We start from the raw sequence: 13,992 nt of genomic DNA on the forward strand, positions 1-13,992 counted from the left end.
TTTATCTCCAAATATTAGATGTTACTTTTAATATATTTATGAATGTGTGTAATAATCTAAATTGTATACCAAAAATAATCCTAAACCAATCTCATCACTCCCACTAGAATTATTCAAACGTCTTTACCTATGGGAAAATAATTTTATCTATCTACTACCAATAATAAAGTCAGTTAAAATGTGCTATTCCCAACTTCCTTGCAACATCCTGGATGCAGAGTTGCGGCGATGAGAGGGTGCGTATCCTTGTCTGGGCCTGGACTACATCCTGCATATGGGCCATGGATGCCTGTGCCAGGATAATGGTATCGGCATCCTTTATTTCACGGGCCATATCCAGGACGAGCTTGTCATGCTTGGCCTTATGCCCGGCCTTAAGCTGCACGATCGCCTCTGGACAGCAGAGGGAAGAGAGCTTTATCGTTTTTTTCTGAAGGGAAGCTTCCTCTTCCAATTTCTTCAAGGTAGGGTTTACTGTTGATTCGGCTGTTGCCAGAACGGCTATCCTCTCCCCTTGCTGTACAGCAAGAGCGCACATTGCATCATCGATTGCAATGATAGGGGTGGTAAAAAATGGTCTTGCGGCGACCACATGGGGGGTAAGGGTTGAACAGGTTACCACGATGAGGTCAGCGCCTGTGAGTTGGGCACTTTGCAGGTCATGCATCAGGCGCATCCGGTTCTCGATGGAAAAGATGCCACGTTCAGCAGGATCTGCTGCCAGGAATTCATCAAGCATGTTGTAGATCTTGACATCGCCTACTGCTGCCCTGAGATCTTTCTCAAAGGTTTCATAGACACTCTTTACCGTATGGATCAGTACAATTCTTTTCATTGTCATCCTCGTGGGAAACTAAGTAATACTCAACTATACACATTTGCTAGAAGCATCATCTACAGATTAAAATTGTAGATATATCCATGCAATAGATACGAGAGAGGCTGTCAAATGACAGCACTCTCCGTATCACTATATATTTTTATTTATTGAGCAAAACAAGCATTTCGTCACCATACTGACTTGTATATAGGGCCTTTGAACCAGACATCAAGCTCTTAAACGCTTGCTTATCGGGATTCTCGATGACCTGGACCCCAGCATCCTTAATTTTTTGAAGATAGTTTATGTTTTCCCTATCATTTACAGAATACACGATTGCCTGGGCCTCTTTAGCCGCTCTGGTTATTATTTCTTTCTGCTCTTCTGTAAGCTTGTTCCAAGTAGTGCCGCCTGCGCTAAACAACATTGGAGTATAGACGTGTGAAGTCATGGAGAGATATTTTTGTACCTCATGGAACCTCTGGTTGTATATTTCACTCAAAGGGTTCTCCTGACCATCTACTACTCCCTGCTGCAAAGAAGAATACAATTCTGAGATATCCATAGGAACAGGGATAGCTCCAGCACTTTCCCAAGCTTTGACTTGGAATGTTGCAGGCAACGTCCTAAGCTTTAGGCCCTTCAGATCAGCAGGAGAACTAACAGGTCTCTTGGAATTGGTAAGCTGTCTGAATCCGATTTCCCAGAAAGTAAGAGCATGAATTCCCTTTTTCTCTAATTTATCACCAATAGCCTTGCCTGCAGGACCTGCAACAGCGGCTCTAGCCTCTTCAATCGAATCAAACATGTAAGGAAGTTCAAATACCTGAATTTCAGGGGTAAGGCTTGAATAATAGGCGTCACCACATACTCCAAAATCAACAGTACCCTGCTGCATACCGCTTACCATAGAAGAGGGAGATCCAAGGGTGGTATCATAAAAAACCTTAACACTCATTGTACCTTTTGAATATTCTTCAACTTTTTGTGCGAATTGTGCCATACCTTGTCCAGCAGGACTGGTAGCAGACATTCCCCCAGTAGATACTGACAATTCAAGTTTCTTTGTTTCCTTATCGCCAGCTGCAAACAACATACCCATACTTACCATAAGAATGAGAACCATCACACTTTTTTTCATCTTTTTCTCCTACTATTTTTTTCCAACCAATTTCTATTTGCCAAGACTTGGCAAAAACAAAGAAATTTGGGGGAATAAAACGATCAATATAATTGCTGCAAACATTGCAAATAGAAATGGAACGACTTTTTTGCTGACCATCAAGACAGGTCGATTGGCAATATTGGAAGCCACGAAGAGGGTCATTCCGACAGGTGGGGTAACAAGACCCATACAAAAGGTTGCTACCATGACAACTCCAAAGTGGATAGGGTTAATCCCCATAGCGATTGCTGAAGGAGTTAGGATAGGAGCAAATATCAGTACAGCTGGCACAGGATCAAGAAACATCCCAACAACAAGTAACACTAAAGTGACTATCAACATAAACACTTGTGGATTACTGGAAATGGAGGTACTCATAAGGGCAATTTGTTGAGGCAATCCCTCCCGAGTCATAATCCAACTAAAAAGCTGAGTTACGGCAACGATGCTCAGTATTATTCCAGTACCTTTGATGGAATTATAGAGACATTTCAATAAGGATTTTATTGTCAGTTCCTTATAAATGAAAAACCCTACAAAAATGGCATAGAAGCAACTAAAAGCAGCGGCTTCAGTAGGCGTAAAAATCCCAGAATATATACCACCCAAAATCGTAACAGGAGTAAGCAGGGCCCAAATGGAGTCTTTGAAAGAGAGCAATACCTTTTTCATGGAGAAGGGATCGCCACCACGGTATCCTTTCTTTACAGATATAAATACCGTTACGACCATCATGCTAACAGCAATAAGAAGACCGGGAACCAATCCAGCCAAGAGCATGTCGCCTACTGAATTACTTGTAGAGACACTATATAAAACCATAAGGATGCTCGGGGGTATCATTGGACCAAGGGTTCCACCTGCAGCTTGCAAGGCACTTGCAAAGTCAATATCATATCCATTTTTTACCAAAGCGGGGATCATCATACCACCAATTGCAGCTACACAAGCGGCTCCAGAACCAGTCATTGCAGCAAAGAATGCACTTGCAACAATAACGACCAAAGCCAAGCCTCCAGGGAGCCCGCCTACAAGTGCAGTAGAGAATGATATGATGCGTTTTGAAATACCTCCAGACTCCATCAGTGCACCTGAAATAATGAAGAAGGGAATAGCCATAAGGGTATAGGACCCGACTCCTCCAAGCATCTGATTTGCGACGATGTTCATAGGAATATTCATAAATCCTATAATATAAACGACCGCACCAAGACCCATTGCACCAACAACAGGAACGCCTAAAAATAAAAATACAAGGAAGAAAACAATGATTAATATGCTGGTCATAGCTGAGCCTCATTTTTAGTAATAAGTGTCTTACATAACTGATATGTCTTTATGCTTAGGAAGGACAACCATAAGACGCTACCGATACTCATAGCTAAGGTTGTAACATAGACAGGAATATTGAGAATTGCGGTAAATTGTTCTGTCCTTGCTTGAAGCATGACAATTTTCCAGCTCTGCACACAAACGATAAGGATAAAAACAATAAACAGGACATTTTGTCCAATAGAAACCATTGTTTTTACTTTTCCGTGTAGGGAATCGCGAAGCAAAGTAATGGTGATATGACCATCATTGAGACTAGCGAGAGCAGCTCCAAAGAAAATGACCCAATTGAATAGCAAAACTGTAAGTTCCTCATTCCAGGGAATTGCTACTTTAAATACGTATCGCGTCATAATTCCCAGATTCACGAGAAGCACCCAGCCCAATACAATTGCTCCTAATGTCAGCTCAAATCCTGATTTCAGTAATTCTAGTTTTTCTTTTTTCATCAATCTAATCCTCATTGTTACGAACTACTACACGAACAGGACAACCATCTACATGCTTCAAATTGAGAGGCAGGCAGAAAAATTCACAGCTATCACCTTTGATGGAATGAAAATTGGTCAGATACTCAATAAGAAGAATATTGTTTCGTAAAAGAATGGTATGTGTTTTTTGTTCTTCAGGAGAGACAGGCCTTTCTTGAAGAAGTCTGATAGAGTAATCTTGAGGAAAATCAAAACCAACTGCTGTAGGTTGCTGGTCTAAAATCCAGTATATTGCATCATCAGTAAGATAAGGGGAATTAGACCAAAATTCCTTTGTTTCCCAAGAGGTTTCCAAGCCCCAATCACTTCTTATCAATAAGATTTTCTCTAACTTCCTTCCGTTACTTGCTAGTTGCAAATCGGCAGTAGTAATACCATAATTTGCAATTTGTTCTCTGTTTACGTTAATCACTGATGCCTTTCCATTATAGGCTTCAAGGGAAAAAGCTTCACTATCTGGATATTCCAACCCTGTATGCCTTGGAAAATCGATATGAGAAAACCAATGGGATCTCATAAGGAATTCGGTGATTTGCCATGCGTCCCCATTTTGAAACGAAGAGACTTGTTTGCTTTTGAAGCCATATCTCCAATGCGGTTGTATTGGAAAACTAAGATCAATTAGCATTATTACCTCCAAACCTATGTTTTGTAGAAACAACTATCCGTATACTCATTTCATCCATGCAATGCCTTAGTCACGACCAGCGAGGTGGCTTGCCATCTTGCTGGCCATCTTCACCGCATTCTCAAAGGCCAGGGTCTTCACGATCCCCTTGCCAGCAATATCGTACGCCGTACCATGGGCACATGTCACGATGGGGGCGGGAAGCCCTCCTGCAATGGTGATGCCCTCGTCGAAGCCCCTGAGCTTGAGGGCGATCTGGCCCTGGTCGTGGTACATAGTGACCACCCCGTCAAAATCCCCACGGAAAGCCTTGATGAAGGTGATGTCGCTCGGATAGGGGCCCGAGGCGTCGATGCCCATCTCACGTGCTGCCTTGATGGCCGGCTCTATGACGTCAATCTCCTCACGACCGCACATCCCGTTCTCTCCGGCATGGGGGTTGAGTGCTGCCAGAGCCAGGCGGGGCTTGGCCACACCGCTGTTGCGGATGGAGGTGTCTGCAAGGCGAACAGCGCGTAGGATGCTCTCGACGGTGAGATGGCTGCTCACCTCGCTTATGGGTATGTGGCTGGTGGTGCGGGTGGTCCAGAGGTTCCCCACCACGTTTATCTCCCCGAAGGGCTCGGTGTGGGCGAACAGGTCGGCCATGAAGTGATGCTCGCTCTCGAACTTGCACCCGGCCTCCTTCATCCCGGCCTTGTTCAGCGGGCCGAAGCAGAAGCCTTCAATCTTCCTGTCCTGGTAGAGCCTGACAGCCAGCTCGAGCATGTTCAGGTTCGCCTGGCCACAGCTTCTCAGAAGCTTGCCGATGGGCACTTCCCTGGGGTCCAGGTCCTTCTGGTCCAGCACGGGCAGGCCCTTCTTCCAGTCAGCCTCATCGGCCGAGGATATGACCTGGGTGGGAACGGAGGAGCCGATGATCGCAAACGCGCGCTCGAGGATCCTTGCATCCCCAATGATGATGGGTCTGCAATATTTCGCATAAAAATCGGCTACAGCAAGCTTTGCGACGATCTCGGGTCCGACACCCGCCCCATCGCCAAGCAATATTCCCAATACAGGCTTCTTGTTCATCTGGTATTCCTTATCTCATAGTCGTAGGACAGGCACCTGGTGGTGCCGACAAGGACAAGGAAGCAAGTTGCGTGCCAACTTGAAAGAATTGTATACAATCTATCGTTTTTCTTAAATTTGTATACAGCTAATTACTGAAGGTCAAATTAGTTATAGGAATATACAATTTAACAACAAATTTTATTTCTAGATTTATTGTTTAGGTTCATATGTTTCATTATTTGTTTCATGTTTCAAATGAAACGTACATGAAACAAATATTCTTTTGAAATATATAAACCGTAAAAAGGATAAATCAGAAATTACTGAGGTATTTCCTGATTACAAGGAACATCCTCAAGTCTATTAAACCTTTGCATAAATCATTTTATGAATCTATCCTTCGCACGTCACTAACCCAAGGATGATAGGTAATTCAATTTGTTTCACCATTTTGGCTGTATTTTTTATCAAGAAGCAATACATATAGAAAAGGCCAAAATACTTTACCAATATTTTGGTCTTCCTTAAAATATACATACAACCATATCGAAAAATAAGAGATTCTTTCTTTTTACCGCACCCTCTTCCAGGCATCGAGCAACGTGCGTTTTGCATTTGCCACCACAAGGTCGCTATCCTCACCGCCCTGGGGCTTCACCTCAAAGGAAAGGATGTTCTCCCCTCCTTCCTTCAGGTATCCGATATCCTTGACCTTCTGCAGGAAGGAGGCAAGGTAGTTCGTATCATTTTCCGACCCCGGATAGCCGAAACGTGGGTGGTTGTCTCCGTAGCTTGGATGGTTGGGATCGCTTATGAGGGTATTGCCCACATGGACATGGCGGATGTACTGCCTGACTGGGTCGATCGCCTCATCGATGGTCTCGCCTATCATCGGGATATGGGAACAGTCCACCATGATGCCAAAGTTCTTGTGCTTTCTACAGACCTCTTGGGCGTAGCGCCTGACCAATGGAGCTGGTCCCAAAAGGGACTTCTTGTCGATGGTATGGTCAAATACCTCAAGGCACACAGCCATGGAGCCTTGCATTTGTGCATAGGAACAAAGCTCACTTGTGGAAAGGATCAGCTGCTGCAGGTAGGCTTCCTCCTTCCCCACTTCATAGCCCCTTGAAAGGAACTGGAACTCCTCACACCCCCAACTGTAGGCCTGGTCAATGCCCTTCTTCAACAGGGAAACGGCCTTTTGTCTCTCTTCCTCATCAAGGCTGTTTATGTTCAGTTTCTGGGAAAACAGCAGGGAGTGGCCACTGAAGGTAGCATCGCAATGGGCTGTCCTGACCATTGGGGGAACCTTCGCTTCCAGGGAAGGAAACGGAAGGGATCCCAACTCCACAACCTGGAAGAACGGATCGACAAGGATTTTCTTCAGGGAGGCAAGATATGCATCCTCGCTTGCTGAGCACTCGGGATAGGCCATGGACAGGACGATGCCTAGGCGGCAGTAGTTGTGGATGGCATCTTTCATCTATGTATCTCCGATAGTATCTGCTTTACCTGGGCACAGCAGAGTCTTGGGGAAGAAAGGACAGGAACGTTTGCAAGGCTCTCCGCCTCAGCCTCAAGGTGGGCCATGGATGCCTGGGCCAACACGATGGAATCGTAGCCCTTTACCTCAGCAATGCGGGAGAGGACCAACCTGTCATGGGTCGCCAAGTCACCACGTTTCATCGCTGCATAGGCAACCTCATTGTCTTCACTGTCAATGTGTATCTCTACGCCGGCAAGCCTGGCTTCCTGTTGGAGCTTTGCCTCAGTTGGCTTGAGAGTACTCGCAGCTGTTGCCACCACCTTGATGCGGGAGCCTATCCTGACAGCCTTCGCCGTCATGGCATCATCGATCGCGACAATGGGGACCTTGATGAAAGGCCTGATGAGCTGAACTATGGGGGTCAAGGTCGAGCAGGTCACCACGATGACATCGGCTCCTGTCAATTCGCAGGACTTGAGGTCATTGAACAGACGATTCTTGTTGTCGATGGAGAATGAGCCGGTCTCCCCGGGATCTGATGCCAGGAAGTCATCGAGCAAATTGAAGATCTTCAAAGGCTCTCCCACCACTTCCTCAAGAAGTTCAGGGAAGGTAGCGAGAACTGGACGCACCGTGTAGATGATCGCAACTTTCTTCAAGTGTGGCCTCCTTGTAGACAGAATACTCTTCTCAAGTGAAAAATGGGGGATGAAAGGGGATTGCCCTACTCACCCCCCACACTGGTATCAAGCTAGCTCAACAAAATGCAACCAGCTTATTTGTCCTTACCGATGGAAGCAAGATATTCGGCCTGGAACTGTGTACCATAAGCCTTGAATACATTGTGGTCCATGAATTCAGGAACCAGTTTCTGCTTCTCGATGTACCCCTTGGTCCAGGCATCCGTGGTGGAAACCTGCTTGAATACATCACTCCAGTAAGCAACAGCCTCGGCGCTCATGCTCTTCGGGCCAACAACAGATCTCCAGTTGGGAACTTCAACGTTCTTGTACCCGAGCTCCTTGAGTGTGGGTGCAGAACTGAGGTTGCCAGGGAAGCGGCTGGTGGAAAGAGCAAGGATCGGCTTGATCTTGCCGGCTTCCACATACTGGGAGGCAGCAGCGGGCTTACAGATCAGCAGGTCGTAGTGATTACCCAGGATTGCGGTGATGGCACCACTGGAAGCATCATGTGCAATGTAGGCAAACTGGTCTTCAGAGACGCCAAGTTCCTTGATGAGGGCAGCATGACATGCGATGTCGTCACCTTTGGAGCCAGCGAGGGTGATGTTCTTGCCAGCCTTGAGGGCAGCAATGACCTCTTCAAAGTTCTTGTAGGCAGAACCTTCGCCAACGAAGATCAGATGCTTGTCTACAGCAAGGTGAGCGATGGGCTGGAAGTTCTCGAAACGGTTGTTGGTATTCTTGGCCATCGGCATGAGGTCTCCGCTGTTGAAGGTCAACAGGGTGTGGTCAGCCTGGGATCCGGCCTTGATGTTGGAAACCAAGAGGCGTCCAACTTCACCAGCACCATCGGTCTTGTACTGGATGACAATGTTCTGGTCATTGACAAGCTTGTCAGAGACCATGATGTCCATCAGGTTACGGGTAAAGATATCAGAGCCACCACCTGGGGAACTGGTAACATACCATTCGATGTTCTTGGTTGGAACAAATGACGCAGGACCTGCCACTTCAGCCTGAGCTGCGGCAAACACGGGGAAAGCGAGCAACACGGCAAATGCCAGTACAATAGCGAATTTCTTCATAATTTTCTCTCCTATTTTTTTCGAGACAACAAGTTGTCCCGTTGTACACAAATCAAACGCTCTTCGTAGAGGATCTCACCTTCCTGATGACAAACTTGATGACCGGGGTCAGGATGATGGCAAACAGGACCAGGATGAGGAATGCAGAGATAGGTTTCCTGAAAAAGATATCGAGGCTTCCATGGCTGCTGATGAAGGACTTGCGCATGTTCGACTCAAGCAAGGGAGCCAACACGAAGGCAAGCAGCATAGGGGCCGTGGAGTACCCGTTCTTGTCCAAGATATATCCGAACAGTCCAGAGAAGAACATCACCAGCACACCATACATGGAGTTCGAGGTACTGTAGCTGCCGACGATACAGATGACGGTGATGCAAGGGATCAGAATCTTTATGGGGACGGTAAGGATCTTGATCAAAAATGGGATGATACCCAATGCGATGACCAGGGTCAGCAGGTTGGCAAGGAACAGGGATGCGATAAGGCCCCAGCAGAACTCAGGCTGGTTGGTGAACAACAGGGGTCCTGGGTTGAGGCCCCACATCATCAGCCCACCCAGGAGGACGGCACCGGTACCGGAGCCTGGTATACCCAAGGCAAGCAGGGGGGCAAAAGACCCGGCGGCTGCGGCATTGTTCGCTGCCTCGCAGGCGGCAATTCCCTCGATGGCACCACTGCCCAATTCCTCTTCACTCTTGAAGGCCTTCTGCATCGCATAGCCCATGAAGGAACCGGTTGTCGCACCTGCTCCGGGAAGCACCCCAACAAAGGTACCGAGGAATCCACTCCTGATGGCAGGAGGCAGGAGGCGCTTGATATCGTGCAGGGTGAGCATCGAGCCACGGATGGTGAGCTTCTGGCTCAGATTGGCTTCAACCTTCTTGTTCCTTTCGCCCATAAGCTTCAGTACCTGGGAGAACCCGACAGTGCCGATAACAAAGGGGGTAAAGGGAATCCCTCCAAGCAGGTACATGTTTCCGAAATCGAATCGGGGGCTACCGGTGAGGGTATCCATACCCATGGAGGCTATGAGGATACCCACCAGGGTAAGCAGAACTCCCTTGATGGGGTTCTCCCCTACCAGCCAGCCGATACTCGTCATGGCGACAAGCAACAGGGCAGTCATCTCTGCAGGACCGAACTTCAGCCCAAGGTTTGCCAGCGCAGGACCGGTGAAGGTGAGGATGAACATTCCGATGAGCCCACCGATGAAGGAGGACATGTTGGAGGTGAACAGGGCCTGACCCGGGCGATTGCGCTTGGTTGCCATCGGATAGCCGTCGAGGGCGGTCATGACAGCGGGGGAATCACCAGGGATATTGAGCAGGATGGCACTGAAGGCACCACCATACATGTTTGCATAGTAGAGGGACCCAAGCATGATGATTGCTGTGGTCGGGTTGAACTTATAGGTAAGAGGCAACAGCAGGGCAACCCCTGCAAGGGATCCGATACCAGGCATAGCCCCGACGATAAGGCCCAAAACTGCTCCCAACAGGGTTACCAGTATATTTTGCATTGTCAGGACTACGGAGAAGCCCCCCAACAACATTGTCAAATTTTCCATATACAACCCCTCAGTATGCAATCATTTCGTAGATGAACCCTTTTGGAAAAGGGACACCAAGCCAGAACACAAAAGCACCCAGGACAATCCCCATGATGATGGCAAACACTATCAGGGTGGTCTTCCAGGAGTACTTCTCGTACCACTTCAGCCACACCACGACAAAGATTGCCAGGGAAGGGAGCATGCCGATGACCAAGGTGGCCAGCATGACAGCCACAGCCCCCAAGGCTGGGTACCAATTTTCCCATGGGTAGGATGTACCCTCTTCCTTGAAGGAGGAGATGAAGGACAAGACGCTTACCAACAGGAGGATGGTACCTATGATTACAGGAAAGAACCCTGGAAGGGGCCCCTTCGCAGAGTGCCAGAATCCATACTTGAAATATCCCATGGTGATGAATACCACGGCGATCAGTGCAGAACAGACTGGGATCAGCACCTTGCTCGTTATCTTCCTCTTTTCCATACCGGTATACCTCCTCAAGCTTTTTCAGCGAGGTGGCTTGCCATCTTGCTGGCCATCTTCACCGCATTCTCAAAGGCCAGGGTCTTCACAATCCCCTTGCCAGCAATATCGTACGCCGTACCATGGGCACATGTCACGATGGGGGCAGGAAGCCCTCCTGCTATGGTGATACCCTCGTCGAAGCCCTTGAGCTTGAGGGCGATCTGGCCCTGGTCGTGGTACATGGTGACCACCCCGTCAAAATCCCCACGGAAAGCCTTGATGAAGGTGATGTCGCTCGGATAGGGGCCCGAGGCGTCGATGCCCATCTCACGTGCTGCCTTGATGGCCGGCTCTATGACGTCAATCTCCTCACGACCGCACATCCCGTTCTCTCCGGCGTGGGGGTTGAGTGCTGCCAGAGCCAGGCGGGGCTTGGCCACACCGCTGTTGCGGATGGAGGTGTCTGCAAGGCGCACAGCGCGTAGGATGCTCTCGACGGTGAGATGGCTGCTCACCTCGCTTATGGGTATGTGGCTGGTGGTACGGGTGGTCCAGAGGTTCCCCACCACGTTGATCTCCCCGAAGGGCTCGGTATGGGCGAACAGGTCGGCCATGAAGTGGTGCTCGCTCTCGAACTTGCACCCGGCCTCCTTCATCCCGGCCTTGTTCAGCGGGCCGAAGCAGAAGCCTTCGATCTTCCTGTCCTGGTAGAGCCTGACAGCCAGCTCGAGCATGTTCAGGTTCGCCTGGCCACAGCTTCTCAGAAGCTTGCCGATGGGAACGTCCTTGGGGTCCAGGTCCTTCTGGTCCAGGACAGGCAGGCCAACCTTCCAGTCAGCCTCATCGGCCGAGGATATGACCTGGGTGGGAACGGAGGAGCCGATGATCGCAAACGCGCGCTCGAGGATCCTTGCATCCCCGATGATGATGGGTCTGCAATACTTCGCATAAAAATCGGCTACAGCAAGCTTTGCGACGATCTCAGGTCCGACACCCGCTCCATCGCCAAGTAATATTCCCAATACAGGCTTCTTGTTCATCTGGTATTCCTTATCTCATAGTCGTAGGACAGACACCTGGCGGTGCCGACAAGGACAAGGAAGCAAGTTGCGTGCCAACTTGAAAGAATTGTATACAATCTATCGTTTTTAGTAAATTTGTATACAGCTAACTGTCTGATGACACAATAGATAGGAAATAAAAGAGGGGCAAATTACTTTTTTTCCTGCATTTTGCTTCTGCATACGTTTTGTTTCGTTACATGTTTCATGTTTCAATTGAAACATCATTGAAACATAAGAACCCTATTCCTCAAACTTGGAAAACTTCCTCCACAGGGTAGTCCTGCTCAAACCCATCTTCCGGGCAAAGGATTCCCGAGTCAGCCCGCTTGAGAGATACTCACGATAGAGTTCTCCATCGGACAGGGAGGTCACCAGACGCCGCTTTGGGGAGAATGGAGGGGGCGTGGCCTCTCCATAGAGGCTGGTGGAACCAATATCCAGCTGTTCGATCTCAACCACCCCTACCTCCGGTGAGGAGTGGAGGATGGCCAACCGTTCTGCAGCGTTGCGAAGTTCCCGGATATTGCCTGGCCAGTAGAACTGCTGCAGGGCATCGATAGCCGCAGGGGTAATGGTGGGGGCCTTCAGGCTATGGCGTTTGCAATACTGCTCGACAAAATACCTGAAGAGGATGCCAATATCATCCTTGCGCTCCCTAAGGGTGATGATCTGCAAGCTCAACAGGCTGATGCGGTAGAAGAGGTCGAGCCGGAAGCTTCCGCTTTTCACCCTCTCCATGATGTTGCAGTTGGCTGCGCTGATGACCCGTACATCCACGGGAACCACCTTGTCCGCCCCAATCTTGCGTACCTCTTTCTCTTGCAGGACCCTCAACAGCTTGGCCTGGAGGATGATGGGCATCTCCCCTATCTCATCCAGGAAGAGTGTTCCCTTGTGGGCAAGCTCAAACAAGCCGGCCTTTCCCCCTTTGCTGGCACCGGTGAAGGAGCCTTCGCTGTAGCCAAAGAGCTCGCTTTCCAACAGCTGCTCGGGAAGGGCCGCACAGTTTACGGCAACAAAAGGCTCCTTGCTTCGGGGGGAGTGGTTGTGGATGCTCTGGGCAAACAACTCCTTGCCCGTTCCTGTTTCGCCCAGCAACAAGACAGAACCATTGACCTGGCTAAATCGCTTGGCCTTTTCCACGAGCTGGAGCATCTGGGGATTCTGGGTGACAATATCACTGAAACTATAGCGGGCGACCAGCCCCTTGCGGTTGAGTTCGGTCCTGATCTTATGTTCAGTGTTCTGGATGGCCTGTGCATTCTGGAAGGTAAACAGGACACCGGAGGTCTGCTCATCAACCCGTATGGGTTGTTGGCTTACCAGGACCTGCTGTCCGTCAAGCGTCTGCAGCTCCTCGACCAGGGAACCAGATATGACAGTCTGCGACCACTTGCTTCCCTGGTAGATCATATCGATGGATCTCCCTTCCAGGGGGGAGATGCCGAAAAGCTGTTCGGCCTGACGGTTCCCTGCAATGATGACCCCATAGCTGTTGATCGCAAAGAGTGCATAGGTTGCGTTGTTGAGAAGGGTCTCCAAAAGATTTCCCCTTGTCTTTGCCCGCTCCAGTGACCGGGCGGTGGCAATGGCATCCTCAATCGCATGCACGATAGCCTGGTAACCGGTCTTCACATGCACATAGGCAATGGAGTTTTCCCTGCAGAGGGTGGTCATCGTCAGGCCCCCGACCAGCACGGTACACCCTCTTTCCCGCAGGGAGAATACAGCATCGTGTACATCCTTCTGGTCGGATACCTTCACTACGGTAACCGGGCAGTCGACTAGCGATGCAAGGGCAGAGCTGTCACAGAGCTCCTCATTGGAGATGATGCCGATATTACAAGGATGGTTCTCTTTCTTTGCCAAGGAGAGGGCGGTAAGCACATCTCCGCTACTCAAGGCGATGGGAATGACATGGGTGGAGGGCTTGAGCTTTGCGATGGCACTGGCGGTAATGCCTCTGGCTACAATGATGTCGGCATCCAGGGTCCCAATGACCTTGGGGTCGGTGCCTGCCACATGCGTCGTGCTGATGGAGATGCCATCATGGTCGAAGGTGGTAATGACCTCTTCAAAGGCATCTTGTAGCTCCCTATAGGGAACGACTACCAGTATTGTGATCAAGCTTTCCTCCGTTATGCCGATGATACCATGAAGA

Annotated in this window: 13 protein-coding genes; all 13 read right to left on the reverse strand. The window is 49.1% G+C overall.

From position 1 onward, the window contains the following. Positions 1-169 precede the first annotated feature (169 nt). On the reverse strand, positions 170-835 hold the full coding sequence (locus ROJ03_RS10730) for an aspartate/glutamate racemase family protein (protein WP_313727051.1): 666 nt from the start codon (positions 833-835) through the stop codon (positions 170-172). Between the two features lie 145 nt (positions 836-980). Beyond that, complete coding sequence (locus ROJ03_RS10735; RefSeq protein ID WP_313727052.1) at positions 981-1,961, reverse strand: DctP family TRAP transporter solute-binding subunit; 981 nt, start codon at positions 1,959-1,961, stop codon at positions 981-983. Between the two features lie 33 nt (positions 1,962-1,994). Next, complete coding sequence (locus ROJ03_RS10740; RefSeq protein ID WP_313727053.1) at positions 1,995-3,272, reverse strand: TRAP transporter large permease; 1,278 nt, start codon at positions 3,270-3,272, stop codon at positions 1,995-1,997. Then, on the reverse strand, positions 3,269-3,766 hold the full coding sequence (locus tag ROJ03_RS10745; protein WP_313727054.1) for a TRAP transporter small permease: 498 nt from the start codon (positions 3,764-3,766) through the stop codon (positions 3,269-3,271). Before ROJ03_RS10745 ends, ROJ03_RS10740 begins: the two co-directional genes overlap by 4 nt. 4 nt (positions 3,767-3,770) lie before the next feature. Further along, positions 3,771-4,436 (reverse strand): cyclase family protein, encoded by a 666-nt coding sequence (locus ROJ03_RS10750; protein WP_313727055.1) that lies wholly within the window; start codon positions 4,434-4,436, stop codon positions 3,771-3,773. Between the two features lie 66 nt (positions 4,437-4,502). Beyond that, positions 4,503-5,510, reverse strand: a complete 1,008-nt coding sequence (locus tag ROJ03_RS10755; protein WP_313727056.1) for a 4-hydroxythreonine-4-phosphate dehydrogenase PdxA — start codon at positions 5,508-5,510, stop codon at positions 4,503-4,505. Positions 5,511-6,063: 553 nt separating this feature from the next. Then, positions 6,064-6,978, reverse strand: coding sequence for a TIM barrel protein (locus ROJ03_RS10760; protein ID WP_313727057.1), 915 nt, complete (start codon positions 6,976-6,978; stop codon positions 6,064-6,066). After that, positions 6,975-7,640 carry an aspartate/glutamate racemase family protein gene (locus ROJ03_RS10765; RefSeq protein WP_313727058.1) on the reverse strand — a complete coding sequence of 222 codons (666 nt, stop codon included), beginning with the start codon at positions 7,638-7,640 and terminating at the stop codon, positions 6,975-6,977. The genes ROJ03_RS10760 and ROJ03_RS10765 overlap by 4 nt, the downstream gene beginning before the upstream one ends. Positions 7,641-7,756: 116 nt before the next feature. After that, positions 7,757-8,749, reverse strand: a complete 993-nt coding sequence (locus ROJ03_RS10770) for a tripartite tricarboxylate transporter substrate-binding protein (RefSeq protein WP_313727059.1) — start codon at positions 8,747-8,749, stop codon at positions 7,757-7,759. A 52-nt stretch (positions 8,750-8,801) separates the two neighbouring features. Next, positions 8,802-10,316, reverse strand: coding sequence for a tripartite tricarboxylate transporter permease (locus tag ROJ03_RS10775; protein WP_313727060.1), 1,515 nt, complete (start codon positions 10,314-10,316; stop codon positions 8,802-8,804). Positions 10,317-10,326: 10 nt separating this feature from the next. After that, the gene (locus tag ROJ03_RS10780; protein ID WP_313727061.1) at positions 10,327-10,785 is read right to left on the reverse strand and encodes a tripartite tricarboxylate transporter TctB family protein; all 459 of its coding nucleotides are present in this window, start codon (positions 10,783-10,785) and stop codon (positions 10,327-10,329) included. Between the two features lie 14 nt (positions 10,786-10,799). Beyond that, the gene (locus ROJ03_RS10785) at positions 10,800-11,807 is read right to left on the reverse strand and encodes a 4-hydroxythreonine-4-phosphate dehydrogenase PdxA (protein WP_313727062.1); all 1,008 of its coding nucleotides are present in this window, start codon (positions 11,805-11,807) and stop codon (positions 10,800-10,802) included. 264 nt (positions 11,808-12,071) lie between these two features. Then, positions 12,072-13,958 (reverse strand): sigma 54-interacting transcriptional regulator, encoded by a 1,887-nt coding sequence (locus ROJ03_RS10790; protein WP_313727063.1) that lies wholly within the window; start codon positions 13,956-13,958, stop codon positions 12,072-12,074. Positions 13,959-13,992 lie beyond the last annotated feature (34 nt).

This window comes from Sphaerochaeta sp. PS, assembly GCF_032144095.1.
In the GTDB taxonomy this organism is placed as follows: Bacteria; Spirochaetota; Spirochaetia; order Sphaerochaetales; family Sphaerochaetaceae; genus Sphaerochaeta.

Coding starts and splice junctions, on each gene's coding strand:
- ROJ03_RS10735 (WP_313727052.1), bottom strand. CDS start 1,961: ATGAAAAAAAGTGTGATGGTTCTCATTCTTATGGTAAGTATGGGTATG.
- ROJ03_RS10770 (WP_313727059.1), bottom strand. CDS start 8,749: ATGAAGAAATTCGCTATTGTACTGGCATTTGCCGTGTTGCTCGCTTTC.
- ROJ03_RS10785 (WP_313727062.1), bottom strand. CDS start 11,807: ATGAACAAGAAGCCTGTATTGGGAATATTACTTGGCGATGGAGCGGGT.
- ROJ03_RS10775 (WP_313727060.1), bottom strand. CDS start 10,316: ATGGAAAATTTGACAATGTTGTTGGGGGGCTTCTCCGTAGTCCTGACA.
- ROJ03_RS10760 (WP_313727057.1), bottom strand. CDS start 6,978: ATGAAAGATGCCATCCACAACTACTGCCGCCTAGGCATCGTCCTGTCC.
- ROJ03_RS10740 (WP_313727053.1), bottom strand. CDS start 3,272: ATGACCAGCATATTAATCATTGTTTTCTTCCTTGTATTTTTATTTTTA.
- ROJ03_RS10755 (WP_313727056.1), bottom strand. CDS start 5,510: ATGAACAAGAAGCCTGTATTGGGAATATTGCTTGGCGATGGGGCGGGT.
- ROJ03_RS10750 (WP_313727055.1), bottom strand. CDS start 4,436: ATGCTAATTGATCTTAGTTTTCCAATACAACCGCATTGGAGATATGGC.
- ROJ03_RS10780 (WP_313727061.1), bottom strand. CDS start 10,785: ATGGAAAAGAGGAAGATAACGAGCAAGGTGCTGATCCCAGTCTGTTCT.
- ROJ03_RS10730 (WP_313727051.1), bottom strand. CDS start 835: ATGAAAAGAATTGTACTGATCCATACGGTAAAGAGTGTCTATGAAACC.
- ROJ03_RS10745 (WP_313727054.1), bottom strand. CDS start 3,766: ATGAAAAAAGAAAAACTAGAATTACTGAAATCAGGATTTGAGCTGACA.